General features: G+C 69.5%; 17 protein-coding genes and 1 pseudogene. 8 read left to right on the forward strand and 10 right to left on the reverse strand.

Translation table 11 applies throughout. The annotated features are described in order from the left end of the window. The 3 genes and pseudogenes from AC08OV_RS17790 to AC08OV_RS17800 form a co-directional block, all read left to right on the forward strand. Window positions 1-167 (forward strand): annotated as a pseudogene (locus AC08OV_RS17790) (serine/threonine protein phosphatase); the annotation flags it as partial. Then, a complete protein-coding gene (locus AC08OV_RS17795; protein WP_476613859.1) occupies window positions 167-1783 on the forward strand; it encodes a sensor histidine kinase in 1617 nt (538 codons plus the stop codon). The pseudogene AC08OV_RS17790 and the gene AC08OV_RS17795, both read left to right, overlap by 1 nt. A 27-nt stretch (window positions 1784-1810) precedes the next feature. Beyond that, window positions 1811-2473, forward strand: coding sequence for a TIGR03085 family metal-binding protein (locus AC08OV_RS17800; protein ID WP_476613860.1), 663 nt, complete (start codon window positions 1811-1813; stop codon window positions 2471-2473). Between the two features lie 73 nt (window positions 2474-2546). Here the strand turns inward: AC08OV_RS17800 and AC08OV_RS17805 are convergent, their stop codons facing one another. Then, entirely contained in the window at window positions 2547-3881 is a 1335-nt protein-coding gene (locus tag AC08OV_RS17805; RefSeq protein ID WP_476619977.1) for a glycoside hydrolase family 26 protein, read from the reverse strand. 483 nt (window positions 3882-4364) lie between these two features. Here AC08OV_RS17805 and AC08OV_RS17810 point away from each other — a divergent pair, with 483 nt between their 5' ends. Continuing rightward, window positions 4365-4937, forward strand: coding sequence for a CD225/dispanin family protein (locus tag AC08OV_RS17810; RefSeq protein WP_476613862.1), 573 nt, complete (start codon window positions 4365-4367; stop codon window positions 4935-4937). After that, on the forward strand, window positions 4934-5293 hold the full coding sequence (locus AC08OV_RS17815; protein ID WP_476613863.1) for a CD225/dispanin family protein: 360 nt from the start codon (window positions 4934-4936) through the stop codon (window positions 5291-5293). Before AC08OV_RS17810 ends, AC08OV_RS17815 begins: the two co-directional genes overlap by 4 nt. Before the next feature lie 123 nt (window positions 5294-5416). Here AC08OV_RS17815 and AC08OV_RS17820 read toward each other — a convergent pair whose 3' ends face one another. The 6 genes from AC08OV_RS17820 to AC08OV_RS17845 all read right to left on the reverse strand — a co-directional run bounded on the left by AC08OV_RS17820 (window position 5417) and on the right by AC08OV_RS17845 (window position 10716). Then, window positions 5417-5596, reverse strand: a complete 180-nt coding sequence (locus tag AC08OV_RS17820) for a CD225/dispanin family protein (protein WP_476613864.1) — start codon at window positions 5594-5596, stop codon at window positions 5417-5419. A 29-nt stretch (window positions 5597-5625) separates the two neighbouring features. Then, window positions 5626-6453, reverse strand: a complete 828-nt coding sequence (locus tag AC08OV_RS17825; protein ID WP_476613865.1) for a DnaJ domain-containing protein — start codon at window positions 6451-6453, stop codon at window positions 5626-5628. Between the two features lie 38 nt (window positions 6454-6491). Further along, window positions 6492-7313 carry an ABC transporter gene (locus tag AC08OV_RS17830; protein WP_476613866.1) on the reverse strand — a complete coding sequence of 274 codons (822 nt, stop codon included), beginning with the start codon at window positions 7311-7313 and terminating at the stop codon, window positions 6492-6494. After that, window positions 7310-8554 carry an ABC transporter ATP-binding protein gene (locus tag AC08OV_RS17835; RefSeq protein WP_476613867.1) on the reverse strand — a complete coding sequence of 415 codons (1245 nt, stop codon included), beginning with the start codon at window positions 8552-8554 and terminating at the stop codon, window positions 7310-7312. The genes AC08OV_RS17830 and AC08OV_RS17835 overlap by 4 nt, the downstream gene beginning before the upstream one ends. 99 nt (window positions 8555-8653) lie before the next feature. Further along, window positions 8654-9298 (reverse strand): response regulator, encoded by a 645-nt coding sequence (locus AC08OV_RS17840; protein WP_476613868.1) that lies wholly within the window; start codon window positions 9296-9298, stop codon window positions 8654-8656. Then, window positions 9295-10716: a sensor histidine kinase gene (locus AC08OV_RS17845; RefSeq protein WP_476613869.1), complete on the reverse strand. Its 1422-nt coding sequence runs from the start codon at window positions 10714-10716 to the stop codon at window positions 9295-9297. Before AC08OV_RS17845 ends, AC08OV_RS17840 begins: the two co-directional genes overlap by 4 nt. A 216-nt stretch (window positions 10717-10932) precedes the next feature. Here AC08OV_RS17845 and AC08OV_RS17850 point away from each other — a divergent pair, with 216 nt between their 5' ends. Beyond that, window positions 10933-11571, forward strand: a complete 639-nt coding sequence (locus AC08OV_RS17850; RefSeq protein WP_476613870.1) for a dTMP kinase — start codon at window positions 10933-10935, stop codon at window positions 11569-11571. 72 nt (window positions 11572-11643) lie between these two features. Here the strand turns inward: AC08OV_RS17850 and AC08OV_RS17855 are convergent, their stop codons facing one another. Next, window positions 11644-12582: an acyl-ACP desaturase gene (locus tag AC08OV_RS17855; RefSeq protein ID WP_476613871.1), complete on the reverse strand. Its 939-nt coding sequence runs from the start codon at window positions 12580-12582 to the stop codon at window positions 11644-11646. 290 nt (window positions 12583-12872) lie between these two features. Here AC08OV_RS17855 and AC08OV_RS17860 point away from each other — a divergent pair, with 290 nt between their 5' ends. Continuing rightward, the gene (locus AC08OV_RS17860) at window positions 12873-13592 is read left to right on the forward strand and encodes a response regulator transcription factor (protein WP_476613872.1); all 720 of its coding nucleotides are present in this window, start codon (window positions 12873-12875) and stop codon (window positions 13590-13592) included. Continuing rightward, window positions 13589-15013, forward strand: coding sequence for a sensor histidine kinase (locus tag AC08OV_RS17865; protein WP_476619978.1), 1425 nt, complete (start codon window positions 13589-13591; stop codon window positions 15011-15013). Before AC08OV_RS17860 ends, AC08OV_RS17865 begins: the two co-directional genes overlap by 4 nt. 32 nt (window positions 15014-15045) lie before the next feature. On the opposite strand, the gene AC08OV_RS17870 is transcribed toward AC08OV_RS17865, so the two are convergent. Both AC08OV_RS17870 and AC08OV_RS17875 read right to left on the reverse strand, forming a co-directional pair. Beyond that, complete coding sequence (locus AC08OV_RS17870; RefSeq protein WP_476619979.1) at window positions 15046-15834, reverse strand: hypothetical protein; 789 nt, start codon at window positions 15832-15834, stop codon at window positions 15046-15048. Window positions 15835-16196: 362 nt separating this feature from the next. Further along, on the reverse strand, window positions 16197-17112 hold a 916-nt coding region (locus tag AC08OV_RS17875; protein WP_476619980.1), incomplete at its 5' end, for an FAD-dependent monooxygenase.

Consider the following 17112-nt stretch of genomic DNA (forward strand, 5'->3'; position numbering starts at 1 on the left):
GGGAACCGTTGGGCTGGGAGGGCGTGCTGCCCGAGATCGCCAAACTCTGGCCCGCTGACAACCCCGACGGGCTGCTCGACGACCTGATCGACCGGGTGGAGGCGCGCAATGGCGGCCCGCTGACCGACGACGTCGCACTCCTGCTGCTGATCTGGGGTGCCGGCTGATGCCGGAGCGCACCCACCGGAACGTTACCGACGAGGGAGCGGGCGACGCGGGGCTGAGCGGGGCGGTGGAGCGTGGCCGGGTCGGGCCCGTCTGGCGCCTGCGCCGTCGACTTGAGGTGACCTACATGGTGGCGGCGATGGTGCTGATGATCGTCGCTGGTCTCGTCGTCTCGTCGTTGGTCCGGCTCGACGACGCCCTGCACACGCGCAGCGACGTCCTCACCCCGGCTCTGCTGAGCTCCACCGAGCTGGTCTCCAGCCTGGTCGACCAGGAGACCGGGATGCGGGGCTACCTGCTCCAGGGCAGCGAGGACTTCCTGGAGCCCTACAACGAAGGGCGCAGGGCCGAGAGCAGGCTGCTCGCGGACCTGCACCGACGGCTTGTGGAGCGCCCCGGCCTGCTGGCGAGGCTCGCCGTGCTGGAGGACCGGATCCGGGCCTGGCACGGCGACTACGCCGATCCGGCCATCAACGCGGTGCGGGTGGGCGGTCCCGCGGCGGCCCGCCTGTTGTCACCGGAGTTCGGCAAGACCCGCTTCGAGGCGGTCCGCGCCGCGGCCGGGGACCTCGAGGCGGACCTGCGGGCCAAGGAGGTCCGGGCTCGCCAGCACGTCACGGCGGCGCTCCGTTTCCTGATCTTCGCGCTGGTGACCGGCGCGGCTGTCATGGCCATACTCCTGGCGGTCATCGCGCGGGCGCTACGGTCCTGGGTCACCCGCCCGCTCGAACGGGTGGGCGACGATGCGCGGACCGTCGCCTCCGGACATCTCGATCACGTGGTAGAGCCGACCGGTCCCCCGGACATCGCCTCGCTCGCCGCCGACGTGGAGTCGATGCGACGCCAGCTGATCGGGGAGCTCGGGGTCGCGCGGGCGGCGCGGTCCGCGGTGGAGGCGCAGGCCGAGGTGCTGCGGCGCTCCAATCGTGACCTGGAGCAGTTCGCCTATGTCGCCTCGCACGACCTGCAGGAGCCGCTGCGGAAGGTGGCGAGTTTCTGCCAGCTTCTGGAGCGACGCTACGGTGACAAGCTCGACGAGCGGGGCATCCAGTACATCGCTTTCGCGGTGGACGGCGCGAAGCGGATGCAGCAGCTCATCAACGATCTGCTGGCCTTCTCCCGGGTCGGACGGACTACCGACGGTTTCGTCGATGTGTCCCTGGGTGAGATCTTCGAACGGGCGGCGGGGGCGCTGTCCATCGCGATCGAGAGCGCCCAGGCCGAGGTCACCGCGGATGATCTGCCGGTCGTGCGCGGGGACCCCGTCCTGCTCACCCAGCTGTTCGCGAACCTGATCGGGAACGCGCTGAAGTTCCGGGCCGAGACGGTTCCCGCCGTGCATGTCGGTGTCGTCGACCGGGCGGACGAGTGGGAGCTGTACTGCGCCGACAACGGGATCGGAATCGATCCGGAGTACGCTGAGAAGATTTTCGTGATCTTTCAGCGGCTGCACGGCCGGGATGTCTACGAGGGCACGGGCATCGGGCTGGCGTTGTGTCGCAAGATCGTCGAGTTCCACGGCGGCCGGATCTGGCTGGACGGCGCGGTGAAGGACGGAACCACCTTCCGGTTCACCTTCCCTAACCGGAGACTTCCAACGGCCGGAGACCCGCCATGAGTCGCCTCATCGCCTAGAGTGCCGCACATGATGGGGTCAGGAGCGGTTCTCACCCGGCGAGGAGCCCGGGCGCGGCGGCGGGAGCTCGCGGACCTGCTGGCCGAGCGTGGCCCGGCGGCGTCCACCCTCTGCGCCGGATGGACAAACCATGATCTGGTGGCGCACCTGGTCACCCGCGAGCGGGTGCCGTGGGCCGCTCCCGGGCTCATCGTCGGTCGGCTGCACGGCATCACGGAACGGGCCGAGCGGGCCACCATGCGGGCCCACACCTTTCCCGAGCTGGTCGAGACGTTCCGTGCCGGGCCGCCGTGGTGGCAGCCGACCCGCATCGGCCTGATCGACGATGCCACGAACCTGGTCGAGTTCTTCGTGCACGCCGAGGACATCCGCCGCGCCGCCCCCGGCTGGGAGCCTCGCGAGCTTGACACCAGGAGCCGTGACGCGATGTGGACCGCTCTGTTGCTGATCGGGTTCGCCGGGTTCCGGCGAGCCGGCCTGGGTGTCGTGGCGGAGCGTACGGACGCTCCTGGCCGGCGCACCCTGCACGGCGGCGAGCCGGTGGTGGAGATCGTCGGGCTGCCTGAGGAGATCGTGCTGTACGCGTTCGGGCGGGGCCAGGTCGCCCGGGTCGAGCTGCGCGGTTCCGACGCCGACATCGAGCGGTTCCGCGCGGCTCCCACCGGTCTCTAGCTCCCGGCAGCTCCGATCTGGGTGTGATCTGGGTGTGATCCGGTCGGAGCCGTGCCGCCATCGGGGCGGGGTGCTACCAGAGCGAGGCGTAGGTGGCCGCGCCAGCGGGATGCTCTGTCGGGTTCACCAGGGAGGAGTGCACGTTCCCGGGCTCCGAGTCGTTGAAGTACGTCTCGTAGGCGAGGATGTCGCGGTTCGCGGCGAACGTCTGGTACATGTTGCGGATGTACACCGGGTTGTCGCCGCCGGCCCGGCCGGCGCGGCCCGCCTCGGTGTCACTCTTTCCGACGAGTCCCCATTCCGGGACCGAGAACTGCTTGCCGTGCTGGCGGGCGAACGCGATCGTCGAGCAGAGACCGGTTTCAGCGTGGCACTGACTGGCGAAGGCAGCGTCGTCCGTGCTCGCCGGCCATTGGTCGTAGCTGTCGATGCCGATGATGTCGACGTACTGGTCACCGGGGTAGACGGCCCAGGCCCCGCTGCTGTGCGCATTCAGCGTCCAGTCGATGCGGGCCTGCGGATCCGTCGAGCGGATCGCGCTGACGACCTGGCGGAAGCAGTTCACCCAGGTGGTGGGGTTGGTCTTGGAGACCGACCACGGGAACCAGTCGCCGTTGAACTCCCAGGCGAGCCGGATGATGCTCGCCGGGCGGCCCTTCGCCACCAGCCACCGGCCGAAGTCCGCCCAGTGGCCGTTGTAGGCGCCGCTCGCGCAGGAGTTCATGTCCCCACCGCCCGTCGGGTAGAAGGGCTGCGAGATGATCCAGGTGCCGGCGAAGGTCGAGAACTTCTCCGGGCCCGAGCCGAGCCACGGGTTCGTCATGGTCTGCCAGCTCGACCGGTCGGTGAAGGTGAGCACGACGTTGACCGGCGAGCCGCGGAAGCTCTCCCAGGCCCGCACCTGCGTCATCGTCCCCGCGGCAACGCCGCTCATGCCGCCGGGCACCGAACCGCCCCCGCCACCGACGGGGATGACGGGCACCTGTACCGCCGGCTTCGTGACCCGGGCCGCGGTGCCGGGGGTCGTCGGTTTGGCGGCGGTCCGCGGGGCCGTACCGGCCGGGGTGCCCGCGGGCACCGGGGCGGGTGACGGCGAGGGGGAGCCGACGGTCGCGCTGGAGTCTCCGCCGGGTAGCCCGCCGGTCGTGCCTGCTGAGACGCTGGGTTGTACCCGGAGGTCATCGCCGTGTCGGGGCTTCCCGTGCTGGATGGCGGTGGCCTCGACTGTCGCCGAGCCTTCGCCCCCGGTGTCGCGTTCGGGGACGAGGGTCCACCCGACTGCGGCGGCGACCAGAGCCATCACGCCCAGCGACGCGATCCAGGCAGGGTGATGCGGACGGCGACGCCCGCGCCGGGAACCGGATCGGACTCTTGGCGGGCTGGGATCGCCCTCCGCTCGGTGCTTCACCGCGGGTATCCCTCCGTGCGTGGCAGTGTCGTCAGGCCCCCCCGGGTCCCGGCTTCGGCATCGAAGCGGATGACCTCCATGTCGCACAGCAGCCTGAGACGGACCGGACCAGCCTCCGGTCGCCCCCTCGACGCTGGCTGCCATGTCTAGATAGTTCGGATGAGACACTACACCGACGTGCTAGACCGACTTGTCGGAACTCGGGGGTTTCGGGCGGTGAGGCTCTCGGGTGGCGTGGAGCCCGGCTGGTCGGCACGCCGGTTGGTCGACATGCTGGCTGTGCCACAATGTGCGCGCGCGGAGCCCGGGACGTGCATGGTGGTCCACCCACCTCGCGTCACGGATCCCGCGCACGGGTCGGGGATCACGCGTCGGTGGAGTGTCGGCGGTGCCTGGTCGAGCGCCCCGGGGGTCATGCAGCCAGGCGCGGTGGCGGGGCCGTTCATCGGCTCGCCCGCCACGACGACAACAGGAGAGCACCCAATGTCCCAGCCACCCGAGTACCCTCCCGCCGGCGGTCACGGCCAAGGGGGTTATGGCCAGGGCGGCTACGGCCAGGGTGGTCACGGCGGCCAGGGCGGCTATGACCAGGGTGGTTACGGCGCTCCACCGCCCGGCTATGGACCCCCGCCCGGTGGGTACGGCGCGCCGCAGGGCTACGGCGCACCCCAGGGCTACGGCGCACCCCAGGGCTACGGCGCCCCGCTGGGCTACGGCGGCCCGGGTGGGTTCGGCCCACCTCCGCCCTACAACCAGCCGATCCCGACCTACCTGTGGCAGTCGATCGTGGTCACCCTGCTGTGCTGTCTGCCCGCCGGTGTGGTGGCAATCGTCTATGCCACCAAGGTGCAGAGCCGCCAGCAGATCGGCGACATCAACGGCGCGCTGGACGCCTCCAAGAAGGCCAGGATGTGGTGCATCATCTCGGCCACCTCGATCATCGTGGTGTTCCTGGTCATCCTCGCCATCGGCTTGGCCGGCGGCTTCGAGACCGATTCCAGCACGTCGTATTCGACGCTCCCACCGGCCCTCACCCGGAGGAGTGTGTACCGGTGACGACTCCGCCGAGCGGCCCGCCCCCCGGGTACGGCCAGGGCCAGCCGGGCGGATATCCGCCGTACCCGCCGGGGGGATTCGGTCAGCAACCGCCGTACGGTCAGCCCATTCCGACCTATCTGTGGCAGTCGATCGTGGCCACCCTGCTGTGCTGTCTGCCCGCCGGCATCGTCGCGATCGTCTTCGCCTCCCAGGTGCAGGGACGCCAGCAGTCCGGCGATGTGGCCGGCGCCCTAGAGGCGTCCGCCAAGGCGAAGAAGTGGTGCATCATCTCGGTCATCGCCTTCGCGGCCATCCTCCTGATCTATCTGGTGGCCATTGTGATCATCGTCGGGGTGGCGGCGAACAACAGCTGACCGCCCGCTCACCGTGGTAGTGACCCGGCGCGAGGCTCATCGATCATCGAGATCGGATCGTCCCGCCATCCGACTAGCCCGCAACTCGGTAGCGGCCGTCCGCTCGGCTCGGTCGTCGGCTCGTCAGCCGATGGAGCTCCCGTCGCCGAGCCCCGCCATTACCGAGAGAGACGCGAGGAAGAGGAGGCCGAACACGAGTCCGGCCAGGCACCAGGCCAGGCTGCGACGCGATGCCCGGCGCGCCCCGGCGACGTCGTGGGCAAGGAGCCGATTTGACGCGCGCGAGGAGTTGATGATCCCCATCACGCCGAGCGGCGCGCACAGGAATGTCGTCAGGATCGCGAGAGCCAGGTAGTTGCCGACCTTCGGCGTCGCCTCGGCACCTGGCCCCCGCCGTGCCCCCGACCTCTGCCGCGTCCGCGTGTGCCGCGGTGCCTGTGCGTGCCGCGGTGTCCGCGTGTGCCGCGGTGTCCGCGTGTGCCGCGGTGTCCGCGTGTGCCGCGGTGTCCGCGTGTGCCGCCGGACCGTCTGGTGGGGTTCGGCGGGTCGGTGGGCCTGTGTTCCGGGCCAGCCCGGATGGGGTGGGGGCCGGTGTCGTTGTGTCGACTCCGCGGGTAGCCGGTCGAGTAGTGATGGCCGCTCGAGTAGTAGTGACCGCCGGTGTCGGCCGCGCTCCAGGGAGCCCAGCGGGCACCGGTGCTCGTCCGGCAACCGGCGTTCGTGCGGGTGCCGGTGTTCGTCCGGCCGGTGTGGTTCGTCGACCCCGGGCCGCCCGCGCCCGGTGCCGGGGACGAGGGCGGCCCGGTGAGGCGGGCGTCGTACTCGTCCCGCCACTTGTCGAGGATTTCGTGGGACACGGTGAGGAGCCGCATCGTGCGCATGGACTGTGCGTCCCGGCTGGCGGGATTGTCCGGATGATGGGCCCGGACACGGGCCCGGTACGCCCGGCGGATCTCCGCCCGGTCAGCGGTGCGCGCCACCCCGAGCACGGTGTAGGCGTCGGCGCCGCCGAGTTCGCGAACCAGCCGGTTGAGCGGGGTCAACGTCCGATCCGCTTGACGACGTCGCCGCGGTTCCGATCGGAAGGCACCATGCGAACCGCCATTCCCCGTCGTCGGCTGGGCGCCATCAGCGGTGATGATAGGCGATCCGTCCGCCATCCGTCCGCCATCCGTCTGCCTTTGGCAGATTCGTGCTGTCAGGCCGTGACGTCCCGGCGGGCCAGGCTCACCGCCCCGACCACCGCCGCACCGGCGGCATACAGACCTCCGATCAGCAGCGCCGACCCGTAGCCGGCATCGGCGGTACCTCCCTGGCCGATCGCGTCGAAGACCAGTCCGGGGAAGATCCGGCCCGCTCCGCTCCAGGACTCCTGGACAATGTGCTCGATCGGAAACGTCCACGCGATCCCGACGGCGAGGGTGAGCGCCGTCGACCGCAGGACCAGCCCGAGCACGGTCCCGGCGAGTCCGAAGAAAACGGCGGCCACCAGCGCGTTCAGGTAGCTCGACGCTGCCTCCCCGAGCGCGTCGGCGCTCCACCACGCTGACGTGTCAATGTCCCTAATCCCGGCGACGGCCAGCCCTACGACGATGCTGACCACCAGCGCGGCGACGAGCGCCACCGCCACCAGGGCGAGCATGACCGCCATGCGTCCGGCGAGCCAACCCAGCCGCCGGGGCTCCCGTAGGAACAGGGTTCGCAGCGTCCCCTGGCTGTACTCGAGGGTGATGCTGATCGCGAAGACGAGGAAGACCAGCAGGCCGGTGAAGGTGCTCCCGCCGGTGAAACCGAGTGCCACCCCGGACGCCGCGGACACCTGCGTGAACGTGACGTCGAAGCTCGGTGGCCCACCGCTGCCGCTCGGCGGGGAGCCGCCCGGATCGGCCAGTGCGAGGAGCAGCACGGTCGACAGCACGCTCAGCAGGGCGAGGATGCCCATGGCCACCGCCGTACTCGGCCGCCACAGCTTGATCAGCTCGGCGTGGAAGGACCGCCGGGCCGCTACCAGGAGACTCATCGCAGTGCCCCCTCGTCATGACGGGCCGCCGCAGCGGCGGACAGCCCGCGGATCGGACTCGTGGATCTGGTTGTCGTCCCGCCTGTGGGGGGGCCGCTGGGAGCCGGCACGCCGGCCGGTGCTGGTGTCGGTGCTGGTGTCGGTGTCGGTGTCGGTGATGTCGCCGCCCGGGTTCGGGCCTGGGTGACCAGACCCTGGTAGCGGTCCTCCAGGCTGAGCCGGCGCGGAGACATCTCGACGAGGGTGATGCCCCGGGCCGCCGCGGCCCGGTTGATCCTGGCCAGCAGGCGGGTGGGGCCGTCGGGGCTGTCAGTGCAGTCGGGGCCGTCGGGTCCGTCGTCTGGGTTCGCGTCGAGACTGACGACGACATCCCGGGGCCGCCGCGTCGCCGGTACCGCCAGGCCGGCGAGGAGATCGGCGAGCAGCGGGATGTCATCGTCGTGCTCGGGGCGTAGGACGATGTCGTAGGTGGAGGTTGCCATCAGCCGGTCGGTCGGCCCCTGGTAGGCCAGCCGCCCGCCCTCCACGACGATCAGCCAGTCGCAGATCTGCTCGACCTCGGCGAGTAGATGCGACGAGATCAAGACGGTGCGCGCCGTGCGCCGGCTCCCGGCGATGGCCGGCCCGGCGGCGATGGATCGGATGAGCTCACGCATCTGCCGGATCCCGATCGGGTCCAGTCCGTTCGTCGGCTCGTCGAGGATGAGCAGGTCCGGATCGCTGAGCAGGGCGGCGCCGATGGCGAGGCGCTGCTTCATGCCGAGGGAGTACGTCCGTACCTTGTCCGCGCCGCGGCCGGTGAGTCCGACCTCGTCGAGGATCCCGTCCACCCGCGTCGGGTCCTGCCCGCCCAGCACGGCGAGGGAGGCGAGGTTGCGGGCACCGGACAGCGCCGGGTACAGCGCGGGGCTCTCGATCAGGGCGCCCACCCGTGGCAGGTAGCGGGCCGGTGTCACCAGGGGATGACCGAGGACGGTCCCGGAGCCCCCGCTGGGGCGGACCAGGCCGAGCAGCATGCGCAGGGTCGTCGTCTTGCCGGCCCCGTTGGGCCCGACGAATCCGGCGACGACCCCCTCGGGAATCGTGAGGTCGAGACCGGTGACGACGGTCCGGCGCCCGTACCGCTTGGTCAGACCCTGGACGTCGACGGCGGCTGGCCGGTCTGTCTCAGGTGCCGGCCGGGTGGTGCCGGGCCGGGTGGTGCCGGGTGATGGCGAACTGCGCTCGCCAGTGGTTGTCATCATGGGAATCAGACTGGTGTGGCCGCCCCCTCACGTCGTCCGTCCAGCGGCGGCATCGTCGTACGCAATGTGGCGCAGCCCCGGGTACGCCCAGCCGGCTCAGACGAGGCCGGCCTGGTGGGCCAGGACGGCGAGCTGGGCTCGGTCCCGCGCCGTCAGTTTCACCATCACCCGGCTCACGTGGGTGCGGGCCGTCGCCGGACTGATCACCAGTTGGGCGGCGATCTCGTCGTTGGACAGCCCGTGGCCGACGAGGCTCATCACCTCGCGTTCCCGCACGGTCAGCCCGCGCAGGTCCGGGGCGGCGACGGCGGCTGGCCGGCGGGCGAAGGCCTCGATGACGAGCCGGGTCACCGTCGGGGAGAGCAGGGACTCGCCCGCGGCGACGACCCGGATCGCCCGCAGCAGGTCGGCGGGTTCGGTGTCCTTGAGCACGAAGCCCGAGGCGCCGCCCCGCAACGCCTCGAAGACGTATTCGTCCAGCTCAAAGGTGGTGACCATGACGACCCGGGTGGCGGCCAGGCCGGGATCCTCGACGATCGTCCGCAGCGCCGCCAGCCCGTCGAGAACCGGCATGCGGATGTCGAGCAGCACGACGTCGGGTCGGGTGGCGCGGACGAGCTCGACCGCGGCCCGGCCGTCCTCGGCCTCGCCGACGAGCTCCAGATCGTCCTCGGTCTCGATGAGTACCCGCAGCCCGAGCCGCACCAGCGGCTGGTCGTCGGCCACCGCCACCCGGATCACGAGCGCGTCACCCGGCCGGGGAGCGTCCGGCCGCCGCCGGTGTGCACCGGAAGCTCGGCCCGGACCTGCCAACCGCCGGCCTGGACCGGTCCGGCGGTGAGGCTTCCGCCGAGCTCCGCGGCCCGCTCCCGCAGCCCGGTGAGCCCGTGGCCGGTCGAGGTCGGCCAGTCGTGCGGCTCGCCGGGGAGCGGCGGGGGCGCGGCCGTGCCCGGCTGGTCGGTGACGTCGACGACGAGCCGGCCGCCGATGATCCCCATGGTGACGCGCACTCGTACTCCGTTCGGCTCCCCGTGCCGGAGCACGTTGGTCAGCGACTCCTGAATGATGCGGTAGGCCGCCAGATCGAGGTCCGCCGGCAGGCCCGTGAGATCCCGGGAGTCTCCCTGCGTGACGAGCTCGACGGGCACCCCGCAGAGCCGGACCTCGCGCAGCAGGCTCGGGAGTCGGCCGAGTCCCGTCAACGGGGTCCTGGGCGGCTCGTCATGCGCCTCGCGGGCCCTGCCGGTCCCCTCCGGGGTATCCGTCGAGGACGTGGCAGCGGCAGCGGCGGTGGTGGCAGCGGCGGTGGTGGCAGCGGCGGTGGTGGCAGCGGCGGTGGCAGCGGTGGCATTGGCAGTGGCGGCGCTGGTGGCAGCGGCGGTGGCGGCGGTGACGTCGTCCGCGGCCGGGTCCGCCCGCCGGCCGGCCCGGGTGAGCGCCAGGGTGGCCCGCAGCTCGTCCAGCGCGTCGACGCTCGTCCGGCGGATGGCCTCCAGGGCCACCTGGGCCTGCTCGGGACGCCGGTCCAGCACATGCAGCGCCACCGCGGCCTGCAGGGAGATAATGGACAGGCTGTGGCCCACGACATCGTGGACCTCGCGAGCCATCCGCAGCCGTTCCTGTTCGATCCGGCGGCGGGTCGCCTCCTCCTTGGCCTGCGCAGAGGCGATGCGGTTGAGTCTGATCAGGGCGCCCACGAACGCGGGAACGGTGCAGGATGCGGCCGTCCCGATCATCGCGATGGCGAACTTCCAGCCGCCGTCGGCGTATCCCCGCAGCAGCGCGACGACCGAGCCGAGGAAGATCAGTAGAACGCAGACCCCCACGGCTCGGCTCGTCGTCCGCTGGTCGTGGCGCAGCCCGACCGCGAGCCCGGCCACGATCACGGGAAAGAACGCGGGGCCGCGCGGGTAGCCGGCGCCGAGGTAGCCGCCGAGGAGCAGGCTCGTGGCCACGAGCATGGCCAACGGGGCCCGGCGGCGCAGGGGGATGGCGGCGGCCAGCAGGGCGAGCAGCACGTAGGCGAAGGCATCCAACGGCCGGGAGGGGGGCACCTGGTCGGCACCCGCCTCCCCGGAACCGCGGAGCAACGCCGCCGCGGTGAATGCGGTGAACAGGACGTCACCGATCACCGGGAAGATGCCGCGCCTGGCCTCCATCTCTCCGACGGTAGCGAGCCGCCGTCGTGCCGACATCCGCCACTGGACGTATCCCGCGTACGGGCCGGGACGCAGCCGGGAGGAGGAAGCGCCCGGCCGGTGGTCGATCGGTTTCGACGTGTCCTTGTGGTGTCCTTGTTACGGGCTGTGTCCTTGTTACGGTTACGCTGCGGCCTAAGGGCTCACGACGGCCGGTGGCGGGGAGGTGCCAGGCGGGTGATCCTCGCGATCGAAGGCGTCGACGGCGCGGGCAAGAACACGCTGACCGGGCGGCTGGTCGCTCGCCTCACCGCCGCCGGCCGCAGCGTCGCGACGCTCGCCTATCCCCGCTATGCGACCGAGCCTCTCGGCCCGGCGGTGCGCGGCCTGCTGGCCGGCGATCCGCGGCTCGCGCCGCTCGCGGCCTCTCCCCGGGCGAGCGCGATGATGTTCGCGCTCGACCGGGCCAACTCCCGTCCCGAACTCGACGCCCTCGTCCGCACGCATGATCTGGTGATCATCGATCGTTACGTGGCGTCGAACGCGGCGTACGGCGCGGCGCGGCTGCCGGCCACCGAGCGGGAGAGGTTTCCCGCCTGGATCGCCGAGCTGGAACTCGGCGCGCTCGCGCTGCCGGTGCCCGATCTCCAGGTCCTGCTGCGGATCCCGGTGGGGACGGCGCGGGCGGGTACGCTCGCCCGCGCCGGGGCCGACCGGGGCCGGGCGCTGGACACCTTCGAGTCCGACGACGGGCTGCAGGAGCGGTGCGCGCGGATGTACGAGGAGCTGGCGGCCCGGAGCTGGGTCTCCCCGTGGCTGGTGGTGGACCGGGAGACCGGCGTCGACACGATCTGCGAACACCTCACCACCCGGTAGGGACGCTACGGGCAGTGAGACCATCCCGGATTTCCCGGATTTCTGGGTTATGCAGGTTATGCAGGTTATGCGTTAGGCCGAGGCCAACGCCTCGGCTCGCCGGGTGGCACGTTCCGTGGTCCGCGCCAGCTTCGCTTCCTGCTGCGTCGCGAGGGCGTCGAGCCCGGTGACGAAGGCGGAGACCTCCTCGCGGGCCTTCTCAGCCTCGCCATTCAGGCCCTCCAGGTCGAAGAACCGCCAGTGACGCAGGATCGGCAGCACCACGTCGTCGTGGTGGATGCGCAGGTTGTAGATGCCGGCCCGGGCGATCTGGATCGCCTTGCGGCCGAAGTCACGGATGCCGGTGCCGGGCATCTGGAAGTTGACGAGCTCGTCGCGGATGGCCACCACGGTACGCGAGGGGTCGAGCTCCAGCGCCCCCGCGATCACGTTCCGATAGAAGATCATGTGCAGGTTCTCGTCCGTCGCCACCCGCGTGAGCAGCTTCTCGGCGATCGGTTCCCCGCAGAAACGGCCAGTGTTGCGGTGGCTCACCCGGGTCGCCAGTTCCTGGAAGGAGACGTACGCCGTTGCCTCCAGCGGGGACTTGTCCCGGCTGTCGTAGCCCTTGCCCATCTGGTACATGCGGTTGCGTTCGAGGGCGATCGGGTCCACCGCCCGGGTGACCAGGAGGTAGTCGCGCATCGCTATGGAGTGGCGCCCCTCTTCGGCGGTCCACCGGTGCACCCAGCTTCCCCAGGCGCCGTCCCGGCCGAACGCGTCCGCGATCTCCCGGTGGTAGCTCGGCAGGTTGTCCTCGGTCAGCAGGTTGACCTCGAACGCGATCTGCGCGATCTTCGAAAGCTTCGACTGCCCGGGCTCCCAGGGGAGGCTGTCGAAGTCGCGGCCCTCGCCCCAGGGTACGTACTCGTGCGGCATCCATTCAGCGGCGACGCCGAGATGCCGGTTCAGGTTGGCCTCGGCGACGGGCTCCAGATCGCGTATCAGGTCGATGTCCGTGAGTGATCTCATTGGGGAACTGTTCCAGAGGGATCATGTGTTAACCATGTCCCGCGGGTGTGGATTACCGAGCGTGGAACTGTTCCGCTGAGGCAGTCCCGCTGCGGGAGCGGGCATCCTTGCCAGGCCCGGCGAGGACGCCCGGCCGGACAGTCCCGGCGCGCCCGGTCGGCATCCGGCTCACACCGAACTCTCATGATGCTCGGATGAACTCGACGCGGACGATGTCGACATCGCCGCCCGCATCGCCGTCCGCATCGCCGTCCACCCGCTGCATCGAGGTCGCGTTCAGGGAGCCGGACATGTCCACTGCCCCGCGTGTGCTGGTTGTCGACGATGAGCCGAACATCGTCGATCTGCTGCGGATGGCGTTACGTTTCCATGGTTTCGACGTTCTGACCGCGACCACCGGTCGGGCGGCGCTCGAGTTGGCCGTCGAGGCCCGGCCGGATCTGATGATCCTTGATGTGATGCTGCCCGACATCGACGGCTTCGAGATCTGCCGGATGTTGCGCGCGGACGGGCACCCGGTACCCGTCGTCTACCTGAGCGCGCGCAACGCCCACCGGGACAAGATCGCCGGCCTCACCTACGGCGGCGACGACTACGTCACCAAGCCGTTCGCCGTCGACGAGCTCGTCGCCCGGGTCCGGGCCGTGCTGCGCCGGACGTCACCTCCGCCGGCCGAGCCGGCACCCGTGCCGCCGTCCCCGCTGCGGTTCGCCGACGTGGAACTCGACCCGGACGCCCATCTCGTCCGCCGCGCCGGGGAGCCGATCGACCTGTCGCCGACGGAGTTCTCCCTGCTGCGGTACTTCCTGACCAACCCCAACCGGGTGCTGTCCAGGACCCAGATCCTTGACGCGGTGTGGAGCTACGACTACGCGGGCGAGCCGACCATCGTGGACCAGTACGTCAGCTACCTGCGGCGCAAGCTCGGCCGGCACGGCCCGTCTCTCATCCACACCCAGCGTGGTTTTGGCTACGTGCTGCGCCTTCCGGTGGCGTGGTCCAACCGGTGACGCTCCGCCTGAAGCTGATGTCCGGCCTGATCACGCTGACCGCCCTGGGACTGGTCATCGTGGGTGGGGCGAGCGTGTTTGCGCTGCGTGCCTACCTGGACGACCGGATCGACCAGCAGCTCACCCGCGCGCGGGTGCTGGGCGGCCTGCCGGCTGCTGCCTATCTGTCCCGGTGGGAGGCGCTGGGCCGGGCCGGGGTGGAGCGGGCCGTGGCGCCGACCGACTACCTGGTGGAGATCCGGCGGACGGACGGGACGGTGCTGCGCATCGCGGGTTCGGTGACTCCCACGCCGCCGGCTACGCCCCTGCTGGACGCCGCCGGGGACCGGGGTGCCACACCGTTCACCGTCATCGCCGACCGGGAGCGGTACCGAGCGGTCGTCCGGGACAGTCCGCGCGGGCCACGGGTCCTCGTCGCGCTGCCGCTGAAGCCGGTCGCGGAGACGGTCCACCGACTGGTGATGATCGAAGTGGCGGTGGGTCTCGCGGTGCTCGCCGCGATCGCCGTGCTCGCCTGGGTGTGGCTGACCCGTGGCCTGCGCCCACTGCGTCAGATGATCTCCACCGCGTCGGCGATCGCCGGGGGGGATCTCGACCGGCGGGTGCCGGCGGGGTCGGCCCGTTCGGAGACCGGTCAGCTCGCCACGGCCCTCAACACGATGCTCGGCCAGATCCAGGCCGCGTTCGCCGCCCGGGTCGCCTCCCAGGAGCAGCTCCGCCGCTTCGCCGCCGACGCCTCCCACGAGCTGCGGACGCCGTTGACCTCGATCCGCGGCTACGCCGATCTGCTGCGCGGCGGAATGGTGACGGCGGTCGACGCGGATGACGCGCTACGCCGGGTCCAGGAGGAGGCCGCCCGGATGAGCACCCTCGTCGACGACCTGCTGTACCTGGCCCACCTCGACGAGCAGCGACCGATGCGGCGGGCCGAGATCGACTTTGCCGGGCTCGTCCGCGACGCCGTCGCCGACCTGCGGGTCGCGGCCCCCGAGCGCTCGGTGAGCGCCGAGCTCCCGGCGAGCTGCGTCGTCCTCGGCGACGAGAACGGGCTGCGCCAGCTCGCCGGCAACCTCCTGACCAACGCCCGCGTCCACACCCCGCCCGAGACGCCGATCGAGGTGCGGCTGCACGCGCTGCCGGCGGGCGCCGCGCCGACCGGCCCCGCCGCCTCCGGGACCCCCGGGGGCGCGGAGCTTCACGTCATCGACCACGGGCCGGGCATGCCACCGGAGGTTGCCGAGCACGTGTTCGACCGCTTCTACCGGGCCGCGGACAGCCGGGCACGGGGGCCTGGCGGCAACGGGCTGGGGCTGTCCATCGTCGCGGCGACCGCCGCCGCCCACGGCGGCCGGGTCGAGGTGTCCAGTGCCGTCGGCACCGGCACGGTCTTCCGGTTCCTGCTGCCCGCACCCTCCGGCTGACCACTGAGCCGCCTGGCCGTTATTCGGTGACGTCATCCTAGAAAGGCGGCACCTAGTGCAGCCTGGAGGAAACCGATGAAGATCGGTATTAGGAACAATGATCCCGTGCGAACGATCAGGAGGATGGATGCAGGAAAGTTCGGCTCGCTCGCGATGGCGGCACGTAGGGACAGTAGGGTCTGAACCCTCGACGCCAGAGAGCTCATGTCACCGCTGCCTTGTAGGGCCTCATGCTGAGCGGCTTGGAGTACCTCTCCGAACCTCCCTAGCGCATCATCTTTTTGCCTCTTCGCCACGAGATAGATCCGGTGGGTCGGATAGAGGAAGCAGAGCAGGCTCCCGAAAACGAGCGGCGCGGCGACCAGTGCGGCCAGAATACGTCCGATAATATTAATTTGCCCAGAGATGATGTAGACGCCGGGTAGAAATAAGCCGCCGGTGCTGAACAGAATTCCCGTTCGGTAGCTATAGGTGGAATAGGCATTGAGGAGGTGGCTCGCGTCTGGTCCGAAAGGATGCCACTGGATGGTGTCCTGGATGCCTATCCGGGCGACGATCAAAGACTTTGCGACGGCCCATATGCCAACACCGAAGGCGTACCCAAGTGTGGTGACCACAAAGATGCCGGCGAAGAAATCGGAGGAGCCAATACTACCGCTACCTATCTGATCGCGAAAGAATCGGTTGTTGAAGCAGTATCCTAGGATGACGGCCGCCATCAGAAGCAATGCTATGAAGGGGTACTTTTTGTCGATGGCCAGTACGGCTCGGGCCATGCGTTCGCGAATATCGTTCGCGATGTTATTAGAGTTGTCGACCACACACATCAGACTCTCAAAGCCGGCCTCCCACAGTACGATCAAAGCAGGCGAGAGCAGGATCCATGTGCCGGCTGACCACATCGCCGGTGTGAGGTGGTGAGGAAGGTGGGTTCGGATGGGGGAGAGCATCCAGACGACAAATATAATAGAGGGTCCTGCGCCGAATATTGCCATTGACAGCAGCGCCCTCGATGAGCGATAGCCATCCGCGTTAAAAACTCTTGTGGCGACCGCATCCGTGATCCGACTATACGGACTTACGGAGGAAGTGGACGCTAGTGTTTGTGACTGGTGGCGGGTAACGCTGTGCTGGCACCGGTCGTATAAACATGCACCGGTGGATCTTCTCGTCAGAACGGACATCATCTCCGTGCGCCGCGGATGAGGATTCGGGCTCCTGTGGACAGGTACATACGGCGTTCATCGAAGAGCATAAGAGATGCTGCGTCCATAACGTGGCTGTCTCGAGACGCTGCCCGGATAACCAGATTAGCCCATTTTCTGTGGCCCATGAGTATATTTGCCACCGTACAGCTGGCGAAGTGCGATCGAAAGCGCCGTCTAAATCTCTTCTCGAAGAGCTGAAGACCACTGCTGAGCTCCGCGTGGCCCAGCCCATTCCAGCCTTCGAGTGCTGCGGCGAGCATCTCCGCCGCTACCATAGCGTAGACAATACCTTCGCCACTGAGAGGGTTGATGCTCGCGGCGGCGTCCCCGATGAGTGCGGCGCGGGGATGTGCCATCGGAGCCAGTTTTCCGGCATGCGGGAGATAATGTGAGAGTAGCTTGTTCGGCTCTTCGACGATGAACCCTCGGGCCCGTAGGTCCTCCACGTAGGTGCTGAGAAGATTGCGCGGGTTCAACGATTTCTCCCGCATAGTGGATACCGGTAGACCCACACCGAGATTGACGACGTCGTCGGAGACGGGAAACACCCATCCGTAGCCAGGGAGCACCTTGTCGCTGAAGTCAAGTCGGAGCGGCATAACCTCCTGCGGGGCGCGGCGCGGATCCGAGAACTTGGCATATGAGCGCATGGCGATCGAGGAGAATCGGTCATCCTGGCGGCCGACTCCAAGATCGCGTCGTACCCGAGAATAGGCGCCATCGGCACCGATCATCAGGGCTGCCTCGACGGAGTTTGATCTCGAGCCGGTCTTGAGTGTGATAACCCGGCTGTTGCCGGTCAGCTCCGATGAATGGTATGATGTTCCTTCCCATATTTCGACTCCGACCTCGCGTGCCGCAGCAACAAGACGCGCGTCGAGGATCTCACGT

Source organism: Frankia sp. CeTa3Moorea (genome assembly GCF_978021225.1).